Origin of the sequence: Pedobacter sp. SG908, from assembly GCF_011759615.1 — a bacterium.
Classification (GTDB): domain Bacteria; phylum Bacteroidota; class Bacteroidia; order Sphingobacteriales; family Sphingobacteriaceae; genus Pedobacter; species Pedobacter riviphilus.
The window spans coordinates 149,020-161,863 of record NZ_JAAOYY010000002.1 but is presented as its reverse complement, the minus strand read 5'-3'; the positions used below and the strand labels follow the sequence as shown (position 1 = coordinate 161,863).

Here is a 12,844-nt window from a genome sequence, read left to right as displayed (position 1 = left end):
ACAACAATGATGAAAATAAAAATACTGTTAACCCTGATCTGTATAAGCTTAATGCTATCGTGTTATGCGCAACAGCCTACCGATTCTACGGCAGATAAAATGCTTGTTTATCAATTGGGCAATGGTGGTTGGCCGAAGCAGCTGGAAGATAAAAGTGTGGTTAACTATGGTGCAACCTTAACACCTGAGCTTTTGGCCAGAATAAAAGCAACTAAAGACCTGCACGCCACATTCGATAACAAAGCCACCAGCAGAGAAGTGGTATACCTGGTTCAAGCTTATAAAAAAACACAGAATAAGGTTTATTTAACGGCAGCTGAAAAAGGATTAGATTATATTTTATCAGCTCAATATGCCAATGGTGGCTGGCCACAGTATTATCCTGATAAAACTTTGTACCGTTCAGAAATTACCTACAATGATGATGCAATGATTAATGTGCTGAACATCTTACAAGATATTGTTACACAGAAAAATGATTTTGACGTTGTGAATCCGGCTTACATCAAGAAAGCAGAGAAAGCCGTTGCAAAAGGTATCGATTGTATTATCAAAACACAGGTAAAACAGAACGGAATCTTAACCATTTGGGGGGCGCAATATGATAAAGATACCATGTTGCCTGCAAAAGCCAGAAATTTCGAACCTGCATCATTAAGTACTAGCGAATCAATGGGCATTATACGCTTTTTAATGCGTTTTAAAAATCCATCGCCCGAAATTAAAACAGCCATAACCGCTGCTTATAACTGGTTTAATACCTACAAAATTGCAGGTTACCGTTTCGAGCGAACCACTGACCCAACAACGAAAGAAAAAAATGCGGTCCTGGTGGCCGATCCAACATCAATGGTGTGGGCACGTTTCTACGACCTCGATAAAAATATCCCAATTTTTGGAGATAGAGACAATAGCATCAAGTTAAAGCTAGAAGAGCTAATCCCAGAGCGTAGAAACGGTTATGCCTGGTACGGTAGTTGGGCACAAAAATTTATAGAGAAAGAATATCCGAAGTGGTTGACCACAATCGGGAAATAGTAAAGTATAACGGGTTAAACGGATCATTATGAATCACACTTTGTGCCATTGGGCCTTGGTGGTTAAACAACATTACCAATGATTTTAAATAAAGAAAATTTAAAAAACATTAACGGCGACAAGGTTATCAAACCAAGCGCAGAAATTTTAGCATTACCAGAAAAAGTAATCCAGTTTGGAACTGGTGTTTTACTACGTGGCTTACCTGATTATTTTATTGATAAAGCCAATCAAAAAGGCATTTTTAACGGTAGAGTTTTGGTCGTTAAATCTACTTCAAAGGGTGGAGCGGATGCATTTTCGAAACAGGATAATTTGTACACACTTTGTGTAAAAGGTATCGAAGATGGCGTTAGGTTAGAAGAAAATTCAATCAACGCTTCAATCAGTCGTGTTTTATCGGCTTCACAAGATTGGGCCGAAATTTTGAAAGCTGCCCACCAGCCAGAAATGCAGATTGTAATTTCGAATACCACTGAGGTTGGGATTGTTAAAAGCGAAGATAAAATAACAGATAATCCACCGCAATCTTACCCAGGGAAATTACTGGCATTCTTGCACGAAAGATATACTGCTTTTAATGGCTCGGCCGAAAGCGGAATGGTGATTGTTCCAACGGAATTAATCAGCGATAATGCTGATAAACTGAAAGAAATTTTATTAGATCTGGCCATTCAGAACAAATTGGGCTGGGATTTCGAAAACTGGTTAAAAACAGCCAATCATTTTTGCAAAACCCTGGTAGATAGGATTGTTCCGGGAAAGCTTCCAGAGGCCGAACAAAAAGCGATTGAAAGTGAACTGGGTTACGAAGATGAACTCATGATTATGGCCGAGCCCTTCAGGCTTTGGGCTATCGAATCATCAAGCGAAAATGTGAAGGAGATTTTATCTTTTGCAAAGGCTGATAAAGGGGTTTTTATTGTTCCATCGATCGATAAATTTAAAGAGCTAAAACTCCGTTTACTTAATGGTACGCACACCATTAGTTGTGGGCTGGCCATTTTAGCAGGTTTTAATACTGTAAAAGAGGCTATGGCAGATAAAGATTTCTCTGCCAATGTGTTAAAACTGATGAAAGATGAAATTGCACCTGTTGTGGTAAATGAAGATATTACTTATGACGAAGCGATTGCCTTTGCAGAAAGCGTAATCGACCGTTTTAGCAATCCATCATTAGAACACCAGTGGCAGGCTATTACGTTAAATTTTACCTCAAAAATGCAGATGCGCAATATGCCACTCATCAGGAGGTATTATGCTTTAAAAAATGAAGTACCTCAACTTACCGCTTTAGGTGTGGCAGCATATATCCTTTTCATGAATGTGAATAAAGATGGTGATACTTACACGGCCAGCGCAAATGGAAAAAGCTACCCGATACAGGATGAATTTGCAGAAATTTTATACGAATACTGGAAAAATCCCGAAACGGTTGTAGATAATACCCTTGGCGACAGACGTCTTTGGGATAAAAACTTGAATAATTACCCGGGCTTTAACGCGGCCGTAAAATCTTACGTTGACTTATTACAGAATAAGGGTGCAAAAGAAACTTTGAGTAACTTGCATTCAGAAAGAACAATTTAAAATGGTTACTAGAATTTTAAAAATCCATCCTAACGATAATGTACTTGTTGCCCTGCAAAACCTGGCAAAAGGCGAAACCGTTATTTACGATGGACAGGAATATGTTTTGCAGGATGATATCCAGGCTAAGCACAAGTTTTTTATGCAGGATATGAATGCGGGCGATCACATCATTATGTATGGTGTACTGGTGGGGAAAGCACAGCATTTTATCCTAAAAGGTGGTTTAATGGATACTGAAAATACTAAACATGCTTCAGATCCATATGAGTTCCGTCCGTACCATTACGAGTGGCATGCACCCGATGTTTCTAAGTTTGAAGGCAGAACCTTTAACGGTTATATCCGTAGTGATGGCCGCGTGGGTACCGCAAATTATTGGTTGTTTATTCCGACTGTTTTCTGTGAAAACCGTAACCTGGATGTGATCCGTGAAGCCTTGCACAATGAATTGGGTTATGCGGTAACCGATAAATACAAATCTTATGCACACCAACTGGTGGAGGCTTATAAAAATGGTGAAATTTTAGCCGAGGCCGATCCAAGCGCTATCGGACAGGCTAATCCATCAGCCAACCGTATTTTTAAAAATGTAGATGGCATTAAGTTCTTAAATCACCAGGGTGGTTGCGGTGGTACCCGCCAGGATGCTGCTGTGTTAAGTAAATTATTGGCCGCATATGCCGATCACCCCAATGTGGCCGGTGTAACGGTGTTAAGTCTGGGCTGCCAAAATTTACAGGTTAAAGATTTTATGGACGATTTAAAACACCGCAGTCCGAATTTCGATAAACCTTTATTTGTGTTTGAGCAGCAACAATCGCAAAGCGAAGAACAGTTGGTGAAGGAAGCCATCAGAAAAACTTTTATCGGCTTAACCGAAATTAATAAGATCGAACGTCAGCCTGCTCCTTTAAGTAAACTGGTTTTAGGGGTTAAATGTGGCGGTAGCGATGGTTTTAGTGGAATCAGTGCTAATCCGGCAGTAGGTTATACATCCGATTTATTGGTGGCGCTGGGTGGAACGGTACTTCTAGCTGAGTTCCCTGAACTTTGCGGCGCAGAACAACAGTTAATCGACCGGACTAAAGACGAAACCGCTGCGCGTAAATTCATTCAATTGATGACTGCTTACAATCAATCGGCAGAAAATGTGGGTTCCGGATTTTTCATGAACCCATCGCCTGGAAATATAAAAGATGGTTTGATTACCGATGCCATTAAAAGTACCGGAGCAGCTAAAAAAGGGGGAACCTCTCCAGTTGAAGATGTTTTGGATTATACCGAACCTGCTACAAAACCAGGATTAAACTTAGTTTGTACTCCTGGAAATGATGTTGAGGCCACTACCGGAAAAGCAGCCTCTGGAGCAACACTAATTTTGTTTACTACAGGTTTGGGTACGCCTACGGGAAACCCGGTTTGCCCAACCATTAAGGTTTCAACCAATAATGCATTAACTAAGCGCATGGGCGATATTATCGATATCAACTGCGGACCAGTAATTGAAGGCGAAAAAACCATCGAACAAATGGGCGAAGATATTTTAGAATATTGCATTAAAGCAGCCAGTGGTGAGGTAATTCCTAAAGCCGTATTGCTAAACCAGGATGATTTTATTCCATGGAAACGGGGAGTTAGTCTTTAGTCATAAGTCCCAAGTCGTGAGTCTTGGAGCCAAATTCCGTGGTCTGTGTCCCCACAGACCACCCATCGAATAATACATAAACTTAATTCCGGTCTGTGAAGACACAGACCAGGGGTAAAAAAATAAAATTAATAGAAAGGCATTTAGAACATCTCAAATCCTTTATCTAATGTCTCAAATCACATAGCATGAAATCTTTTTTAGACGAAAATTTTCTTTTGCAAAGCAAGACTGCTGAAAAGCTTTATCACAATTTTGCAAAATCGTTGCCGATTATCGACTACCATAATCACCTTATACCAGAGCAGATTGCCAATAATACTCAATTTGCCAATATCAGCCAGGTTTGGCTTGCTGGCGATCATTACAAATGGAGAGCCATGCGTGCCAACGGTGTTGATGAAAAATACATCACCGGTGTAGGATCTGATTATGAGAAATTTGAGAAATGGGCAGAAACCGTTCCTTACACCCTGCGCAATCCTTTATACCACTGGACACATCTGGAACTTCAACGCTATTTTGGTATAACTGATTTACTTTCAGGTAAAACGGCTCAGAAAATTTTCGACGAATGTTCTGCTAAATTACAAACACCTGAATATTCTGTACGCGGTTTGCTGGCTAAAATGAATGTTGAAGCCGTTTGTACTACCGATGATCCTTTGGATAGTTTAAACTTCCACCAGCAATTGGCAAGAGAAGGCGCTAGCTTAAAAATGTTGCCAGCTTTCCGCCCGGATAAAGCGATGAATAGCGATGATATTGAAGGTTTAAACGAGTATATCGACAAATTGGAAAGTGTTGCAGATAAAACAATCAGCAGCTTTCAGGATTATATTGATGCTTTAAAAAGCCGTCATGATTACTTTGCCGCAAATGGCTGTTCAGTTTCTGACCATGGCTTAGAGCAAATTTATGCTGAAGATTATACCGAAGCTGAAATCGCATCAATCTTTGACAAAATCCGCAGTAAACAACATATTTCTTACGAGGAAAACCTGAAATTTAAATCGGCCATGCTGGTTTATTTTGCAGAGTGGGATCATGAAAAAGGCTGGGTACAACAATATCATTTAGGTGCACTGCGCAACAACAATGCCCGGATGTTAAGGCAATTAGGGCCTGATACTGGTTGGGATTCAATCGGTGATTTTAGCCAGGCCCGTATGCTTTCTAAATTCTTGAACCGTTTAGATAATCAGGATAAATTGGCCAAAACCATTATTTACAACCTAAACCCAGCCGATAACGAATTAATTGCCACTATGATCGGTAACTTTAACGATGGTTCAGTTGCTGGTAAAGTGCAATTCGGTTCAGCCTGGTGGTTTTTGGATCAGAAAGACGGTATGATTAAACAGTTAAACGCATTATCCAATATGGGGCTTTTAAGCCGTTTGGTGGGTATGCTTACCGATTCGCGCAGTTTTCTTTCTTTTCCGCGCCACGAATATTTCAGACGAATTGTTTGCAACCTGTTTGGAGAAGACATCGAGAATGGCGAATTGCCGAACGACTTGGAGTGGGTTGGCAAAATTGTTCAGGATATTTCGTACTTTAACGCAAAAAATTACTTTAAATTTTAACCAAAATAGGGCTTTAAAGAGGTATTTCGTTGAAATCAAATCATTTCAATCGTTTTCCTTCCACTTTCATACCGTTGCAGAAAACAGCATGAAATACGCCGATTAGATACAAAAATGAGCACCCAAATATTCGCTTCATCAAAAAAAGGAAAAAAAGTTTTAAGCTTTGGTGAAATACTTTTACGCATCTGCCCTGATATGGATGGTGCTTGGTTAAAAGAAAATAAACTTCCGTTTTATGTTGGCGGTGCAGAGCTGAATGTAGCAACGGCACTGGCACTTTGGAATGTTCCTTCAACTTACTTATCGGCTGTGCCCGATAATTCGGTAGCGCGCGAAATTGTAGATTATCTTGATGCCCGAAACATCGATACCACCCCTATGGTTTATCATGGCGAACGTTTGGGTTTATACTATCTTCCGAAAGGGAAGGACCTTAAAAATGCAGGTGTAATTTACGATAGAGCAAATTCTGCCTATGCTGATTTAAAAGTTGGACAGATTGACTGGGATAAAGTTTTCGATGGTGTTGGCTGGTTTCATTTTAGCGCCATATGTCCGGCAATAAATCAATCTATTGCTGATGTTTGCTTAGAAGCTTTAAAAGCGGCAAGTGCAAAAAATATCACCATTTCGCTTGATTTAAACTATCGCGCCAAACTTTGGAAATATGGTAAAGATCCGATTGATGTTTTACCTGAGCTGGCTCAATATTGCACGCTGATTATGGGCAATGTTTGGGCAGCCAATAAAATGTTGGGCACTGCACTTCACGAAGATTTAACACCAACTGAGGGTTATGCAAAGGAAACGTTACTGCAACAGGCAACAGATACTTCTAAAGAAATATTAAGTTTGTTTCCGGCATGTAAAGCGGTTGCAAATACCTTTAGGTTCGATCATGGCAAAGGCATCAGGTACTATACTGCCATTTATACCGCTGATGAATTAACCGTTTCTGAAGAATATGTTTCTGAAGAAATTTTAGATAAAGTAGGTAGTGGCGACTGTTTTATGGCTGGCTTGATTTTCGGCTTTTACAACCAACTGTCTGCAAAAGAAACTTTGAATTTTGCCACAGCAGCAGCATACGATAAATTATACATTCCAAGTGATGCTACAACCAGTACGGTAGCCGATATAGAAAAAAGAATAATACGCAATGATTAGCAACAAGCACAAAATTTTAGATGCCATTTTAGAACAAGGCATGTTACCCCTTTTTTATCAGGATAGCGAATCGGGTAGCGTAGAAATATTACGCACTTTGTATAAAGCCGGTGTTCGTGTTTTCGAATATACCAACCGTGGTAAATCGGCGCTGTCGAACTTTAAAAAGTTAAAAGAAATCCGTGATGCAGAAATGCCCGATCTTTATCTAGGTATTGGAACAATTAAAACCCCTGCTGATGCAAATGCATTTATAGAAGCCGGAACAGATTTTATTGTGGCACCTATTATAAATCCGGCAGTTGCCGAAATTGCAAACAAAATCGGTATGCTTTGGATCCCCGGTTGTATGACGCCGACCGAAATCAGCATCGCACAAGAGCACAAAGCCATGCTGATCAAAATTTTTCCTGCCAACATTTTAGGCCCTGAATTTATTTCATCCATTAAAGATCTTTTCGCCGGACAGCTGTTTATGCCAACTGGTGGTGTAGAAATTAATGCCGACAACCTAAAAACCTGGTTTAAATCAGGCGTTTGTGCCGTAGGTATGGGCAGCAAATTAATCAGTAAAGACGTGATGAGCAAAGGTCTTTACGAGGAGTTATTCGACAATACAAAATTAGCGCTTGACTTAATTCAGCAGAGCAAATAAATTTAACACACCCTAACCAAATGAACCAACCCAAAACAAGCAAATACAGATGGACCATATGTTTGCTGTTATTTCTAGCCACGACCATAAATTATTTAGATAGACAGGTACTTTCGTTAACCTGGACAGATTTTATTAAACCAGAATTTCATTGGGATAACAATGATTATGGAAATATTACGGCCCTATTCTCTATTTTCTATGCAATATCGATGCTTTTTGCAGGTCGTTTGGTTGATAAACTAGATACCAAAAAAGGCTTTTTATGGGCAATAGGCGTTTGGTCTGTTGGAGCCTGTTTACACGCCTTCTGTGGTATCGCCACAGCTGGGATCATCAATGGAAACTGGTTTGTAGGATTTGAGGGTGCCAAAGAAGTTATTGCCCGTGTTAACGATACCGGGTTAATTGTTTCGGTAAGTGTTACCCTGTTTATTTTTGCCCGTTTTGTATTGGCTGTTGGAGAGGCAGGAAATTTTCCCGCAGCGATTAAAGCCACAGCAGAGTATTTCCCTAAAAAAGACAGGGCATTTGCAACCAGTATTTTTAATGCAGGAGCTACTGTAGGTGCACTAGCTGCACCGATTACCATTCCTTTTATTGCAAAAGCTTATGGATGGGAAATGTCATTCATCATTATCGGTGCACTGGGTTTTATATGGATGGGATTATGGGTGTTTGTGTATAACAAACCAGAGTTGCATAAAAGAGTTAGCCCTGAAGAGTTGGCTTATATTCAGCAGGATGTGATCAATGATCGTAAACTGGCTGATTATGTAGAAGAGACTAAAGAAAAAGTTTCTTTTATCGATTGCTTTAAATATAAACAGACCTGGGCTTTTGCCTTTGGTAAATTTATGACCGATGGCGTGTGGTGGTTCTTTTTATTCTGGACTCCTGCCTACCTAAAATCGGTTTATGGTATGGATTCTACACAAAGTGCATTACCACTATTTGTACTTTACGTGATTACCCTGCTTTCGATTATCGGAGGATGGTTACCAACCTATTTCGTTGATAAAAAAGGTATGAATCCTTACGAAGGCCGTATGAGGGCGATGTTGATTTTTGCATTTTTCCCACTTTTGGCTTTGGCCGCACAGCCTTTAGGCCATATTACCTATTGGATTCCGGTAATTATTATCGGTATTGCAGGTGCAGCCCATCAGGCGTGGTCGGCAAATATATTTTCAACCGTAGGCGATATGTTTCCTAAAAAAGCCATTGCTACCATTACCGGTATTGGTGGTATGGCGGGCGGTTTAGGCTCTTTCATCATTAATAAAGGCTCTGGTTTGCTGTTCGATTACACGGGCAAAAACGAGATTGTTTTTATGGGTTTTAAGGGTGAGGAGGCCGGTTATTTCATTATCTTTTCCATCTGTGCGGTATGTTATTTAATCGGTTGGACGGTAATGAAAACCCTAGTGCCAAAATATAAAGTAATCGAACTAAAATAAACCAAAGGCTGATGTTAAGGAAAGCTTTCTGAACCATCAGCCTTTTTATACAAACGAATCTATACTTAAACTATAGATTTAACATTAATTTAACCCTAACAACAACTTAAAATTGAGTACAACGCTAAACCTCGAAAGTATTTTCGTTGAAGAGAGCCAGATTCCAGATGAATTTAGGCTCACGGAAGAAATCAATCAAAAGGAGTTTCTATCAAATGGAGAGATGAAACCGTGGAACGGACCGTTTAATGAAGTCTTTTCTCCAGTATGCGTAAAAACCCCTGAGGGTTTGAAACGAAAGCGTATCGGTAGTTTCCCGGTATGTACAGAAAAAGAATCGACAGAAGCTTTGGATGCCGCCGTAGCCGCTTATGACAACGGTCGCGGACAATGGCCAACCATGAGCGTTGCCGACCGCATTGCCTGTGTAGAAAATTTTACTCATAAAATGATTGAGCAAAAAGAAATTGTTGCCAAACTCATTATGTGGGAAATCGGAAAATCTTATGCCGATTCTGTTAAAGAGTTCGACCGTACAGTTGAATATATCTACGCAACCATCGATGCACTGAAAGATATCGACAGGCAGTCATCACGTTTCGAAATAGAACAGGGTATTGTGGCCCAGGTGCGTCGTTCTCCGCTTGGGGTGGTGCTTTGTATGGGCCCGTTCAATTATCCTTTAAACGAGACTTTTACCACCTTGATCCCAGCTTTGATTATGGGCAATACGCTTTTATTCAAACCACCTAAACATGGTACTTTATTACATTACCCTTTATTGGGGGCGTTCCGTTCCAGCTTTCCTAAGGGTGTAGTAAATACGATTTACGGACGTGGTAATACAATTGTTCCAGGTTTAATGAAATCGGGAAAAATTAATGTACTTACCTTAATCGGATCGAGCAAGGTGGCCAACGAACTTAAAAAACTGCATCCTAAAGTAAACCGTTTAAGGGCAATTTTGGGCTTGGATGCCAAAAATGCAGCGATCATTACTAAAGATGCAGATCTTGATCTGGCGGTTTCTGAAACTGTTTTAGGATCACTTTCTTTTAACGGACAACGTTGTACAGCTATTAAGATCGTTTATGTGCACCGCAGTTTAGCGCAGGAATTTTTAAAACGGTTATCTGCAGAAGTAGAAAAACTGAAATTTGGTATGCCTTGGGAGAAAGGTGTAAACCTTACACCGCTGCCAGAGCTGAACAAACCTGAATACTTAAAAGAATGTATTGATGATGCAGTTTCGCACGGCGCTAAAGTAGTAAACAAAAATGGTGGACAGACTTTAGAAACTTTTGTTTATCCAGCCATTGTTTACCCGGTAAACAGCAATATGAAACTCTACCGCGAAGAGCAGTTTGGCCCGATTGTTCCTGTTGTTCCGTTTGATGATCTGGAAGAACCTATCGAATATTTAATCGGTTCGCCGCACGGCCAACAAGTGAGTATTTTTAGCAACAACGCTGCGGTAATTTCATCATTGATAGATCCTTTAGTTAACCAGGTGAGTCGCGTAAATATCAATTGCCAATGTCAACGTGGACCAGATGCCTTTCCATTTACAGGACGCAAAGACAGTGCTGAAGGAACACTTTCTGTAGTGGATGCATTGCGTTCGTTCTCGATCCGTTCTTTGGTGGCAACCAAATTTACAGATGATAATAAAAAGTTATTGAACGAAATTGTTAAAGGAGATGATTCGAATTTTTTAAGTACGAAGTATATTTTTTAATTAGATTATAAGACTAAGCCGCAGATTCACAGATTACTATCTCTGAATTTGCGGCTTTTTTGTTTTCTAATGCCGCATGATAGAGTGAATCGTCATTGCGAGGCACGAAGCAATGACGGAAAACTTACTTCAAACTCTTCACCAAACTCAATTTCAACTCTTTAATCCCTTTCACTGCCAAACCTGCAATTTGTTTAGCACCTTCTGGACTTAAATGCGTGTTGTCTTTCTTGCCATTTGGATAGTTTACATTTCCTGAATCAACATAATTGAATAATTTGATGGATGGCTCTTCACCCAGGCGGTTTAACAAACTTTCCGTTTTTACCAGCATATCAATCAGAGGAACATTTAACGAATCGGCCACGTGCCGGGTAATGCGTGGATAATCGTCATGCGAATCAATTAATACACCATTCTTAAAACTTCTACGCGAAATAGGCGTCAATAAAACCGGGAAAGCTTTTTTGCTTCTGGTTTCTTTTACATAATTCACCAAATTGATTTTAAAATCAGCCAGTGAAACACCAACCGTAGGTTTATCAACTTTTTCATCATTATGTCCAAATTCTATAAAAACATAATCACCTGGATTTAACTGCGCTAAAATGGGGTCCCAACGCTTCTCCGCTCTGAACGATTTGGTACTCCTGCCATTTAAAGCTCGGTTATCAACCGTAACATCAGGTTTAAAATAAGCTTGTAAAGCCATGCCCCAACCCGTTTCCGGATATGCTTTTTCTTCTTTATTGGCCGCGGTAGAGTCGCCGATGATGTACAGCTTTGTTTTCTTTTGAACAAAAGTAAAAGAGAATAAAACAGCTAAGGCTCCTGCCGCAAAAATCTTAAGGAAATTCGTTTTCATCTATTCAGTTAATTTGTGAGTGGATTCCATCGATCTGGCCCACCTAGTATATTTTTTAAAGTATAATTTTTAGCCTCTTTATCAGTGAGCTGTTTAGTCCAGGGTAATCTTGTTTTGGTCGATGCACCAGCACCTTTATTCTTATATTCAGCATAAAAAGCCGTTAATTCCTTATCTGGGAACATTTTATCGCCTTTCCAGGCATTCCAACCGTCAGGCAAAATGTGTTTCCCAATTTCACAGTTTAAGAATGCCGTTTTTGCATAGGGTCTCCATGGCCTGCCTAAATACGATTTCGTTACAGCAGTATCAGCAATGAGCTTACAATTTAGAAAAACAAATCCGAATTTCTGTTGCGCAGAAGTTGAAGCTGCAGTGATGTAAGAATCGCTTAAACTTTTGATGGTACAATTTTGAAAGACTACCGTTGCCTTGCCAAAAATAAAATCGGTTGTGCCTTCTATATAACAGTTTCGAAAGTATTGACGGCTATTTTCGATAGCAGCATAAAGCGTATCCTGATTACCCAGAAACCTGCAGTTTTTTGCTATGAAACGATCACCTTCTACATGCAGCGCAACAGCCTGGCCAACGCGTCCAGATGAATTGATAACGGTTAAATTTTCGAAGTGGATGTCATTGCCCTGAATCAGTACCGTAAATGAGGTATAGGTGCTGAATTTCGCATTGCCAAAAGCATCTTTTTCCGTTGGGTTGGCTTTACCCGAGTAATCATCGTTGGTGATGATAGTATTTTCTGCACTTTCGCCAATAATGGTAATTTTAATTTTCCAAGACGGGATAATTAGTTTTTCCTTATAAATGCCGTTTTTAACATATATTTTGACTTCTTGCTCGCCTAAATCTCTAACCGAATTTACCGCTTCCTGAATGGTTTTATAGTTTGCATTGCCATCTTTTGAAACGGTTATTGTTGATGGGTATTTAGGGTCCTGGGCATGGAGATAAAGAATGGAAAAAGCATTAATAAAAATTAGCGTAATGATCTTGAAATAAGGAATTCTTGTCATAATGATCAATTAGAACTGCGATATAAATTTCATTAAAAAAGGGCAGATTAAAACCTGCCC

Annotated in this window: 10 protein-coding genes; 8 read left to right on the top strand and 2 right to left on the bottom strand. The window is 39.8% G+C overall.

The window, feature by feature from the left end:
- Positions 1-6: 6 nt before the first annotated feature.
- The 8 genes from pelA to FHT21_RS15635 all read left to right on the top strand — a co-directional run bounded on the left by pelA (position 7) and on the right by FHT21_RS15635 (position 10,888).
- Positions 7-1,038 (top strand): pectate lyase, encoded by a 1,032-nt coding sequence (gene pelA, locus FHT21_RS15670; protein WP_208398968.1) that lies wholly within the window; start codon positions 7-9, stop codon positions 1,036-1,038.
- 78 nt (positions 1,039-1,116) lie between these two features.
- Entirely contained in the window at positions 1,117-2,628 is a 1,512-nt protein-coding gene (locus tag FHT21_RS15665) for a tagaturonate reductase (RefSeq protein ID WP_167295724.1), read from the top strand.
- Position 2,629: 1 nt separating this feature from the next.
- Positions 2,630-4,276: an altronate dehydratase family protein gene (locus tag FHT21_RS15660; protein ID WP_167295723.1), complete on the top strand. Its 1,647-nt coding sequence runs from the start codon at positions 2,630-2,632 to the stop codon at positions 4,274-4,276.
- A gap of 188 nt (positions 4,277-4,464) precedes the next feature.
- Complete coding sequence (uxaC, locus tag FHT21_RS15655) at positions 4,465-5,865, top strand: glucuronate isomerase (RefSeq protein ID WP_167295722.1); 1,401 nt, start codon at positions 4,465-4,467, stop codon at positions 5,863-5,865.
- 114 nt (positions 5,866-5,979) lie between these two features.
- Positions 5,980-7,035, top strand: coding sequence for a sugar kinase (locus FHT21_RS15650; RefSeq protein WP_167295721.1), 1,056 nt, complete (start codon positions 5,980-5,982; stop codon positions 7,033-7,035).
- The gene (locus FHT21_RS15645; RefSeq protein ID WP_208398967.1) at positions 7,028-7,690 is read left to right on the top strand and encodes a bifunctional 4-hydroxy-2-oxoglutarate aldolase/2-dehydro-3-deoxy-phosphogluconate aldolase; all 663 of its coding nucleotides are present in this window, start codon (positions 7,028-7,030) and stop codon (positions 7,688-7,690) included. The genes FHT21_RS15650 and FHT21_RS15645 overlap by 8 nt, the downstream gene beginning before the upstream one ends.
- A gap of 20 nt (positions 7,691-7,710) precedes the next feature.
- On the top strand, positions 7,711-9,150 hold the full coding sequence (locus FHT21_RS15640) for an MFS transporter (RefSeq protein ID WP_167295720.1): 1,440 nt from the start codon (positions 7,711-7,713) through the stop codon (positions 9,148-9,150).
- Positions 9,151-9,262: 112 nt separating this feature from the next.
- Positions 9,263-10,888: an NADP-dependent glyceraldehyde-3-phosphate dehydrogenase gene (locus tag FHT21_RS15635; RefSeq protein ID WP_167295719.1), complete on the top strand. Its 1,626-nt coding sequence runs from the start codon at positions 9,263-9,265 to the stop codon at positions 10,886-10,888.
- Positions 10,889-11,012: 124 nt separating this feature from the next.
- Here FHT21_RS15635 and FHT21_RS15630 read toward each other — a convergent pair whose 3' ends face one another.
- Positions 11,013-11,753: a rhamnogalacturonan acetylesterase gene (locus FHT21_RS15630; RefSeq protein ID WP_167295718.1), complete on the bottom strand. Its 741-nt coding sequence runs from the start codon at positions 11,751-11,753 to the stop codon at positions 11,013-11,015.
- Positions 11,754-11,761: 8 nt separating this feature from the next.
- Entirely contained in the window at positions 11,762-12,784 is a 1,023-nt protein-coding gene (locus FHT21_RS15625) for a pectinesterase family protein (RefSeq protein ID WP_167295717.1), read from the bottom strand.
- Positions 12,785-12,844: the final 60 nt, after the last annotated feature.

Excerpts from the sequence above, each read along its gene's own strand:
- pelA (WP_208398968.1), top strand. The coding sequence starts at position 7 with ATGATGAAAATAAAAATACTGTTAACCCTGATCTGTATAAGCTTAATG.
- FHT21_RS15665 (WP_167295724.1), top strand. The coding sequence starts at position 1,117 with ATGATTTTAAATAAAGAAAATTTAAAAAACATTAACGGCGACAAGGTT.
- FHT21_RS15660 (WP_167295723.1), top strand. The coding sequence starts at position 2,630 with ATGGTTACTAGAATTTTAAAAATCCATCCTAACGATAATGTACTTGTT.
- uxaC (WP_167295722.1), top strand. The coding sequence starts at position 4,465 with ATGAAATCTTTTTTAGACGAAAATTTTCTTTTGCAAAGCAAGACTGCT.
- FHT21_RS15650 (WP_167295721.1), top strand. The coding sequence starts at position 5,980 with ATGAGCACCCAAATATTCGCTTCATCAAAAAAAGGAAAAAAAGTTTTA.
- FHT21_RS15645 (WP_208398967.1), top strand. The coding sequence starts at position 7,028 with ATGATTAGCAACAAGCACAAAATTTTAGATGCCATTTTAGAACAAGGC.
- FHT21_RS15640 (WP_167295720.1), top strand. The coding sequence starts at position 7,711 with ATGAACCAACCCAAAACAAGCAAATACAGATGGACCATATGTTTGCTG.
- FHT21_RS15630 (WP_167295718.1), bottom strand. The coding sequence starts at position 11,753 with ATGAAAACGAATTTCCTTAAGATTTTTGCGGCAGGAGCCTTAGCTGTT.
- FHT21_RS15625 (WP_167295717.1), bottom strand. The coding sequence starts at position 12,784 with ATGACAAGAATTCCTTATTTCAAGATCATTACGCTAATTTTTATTAAT.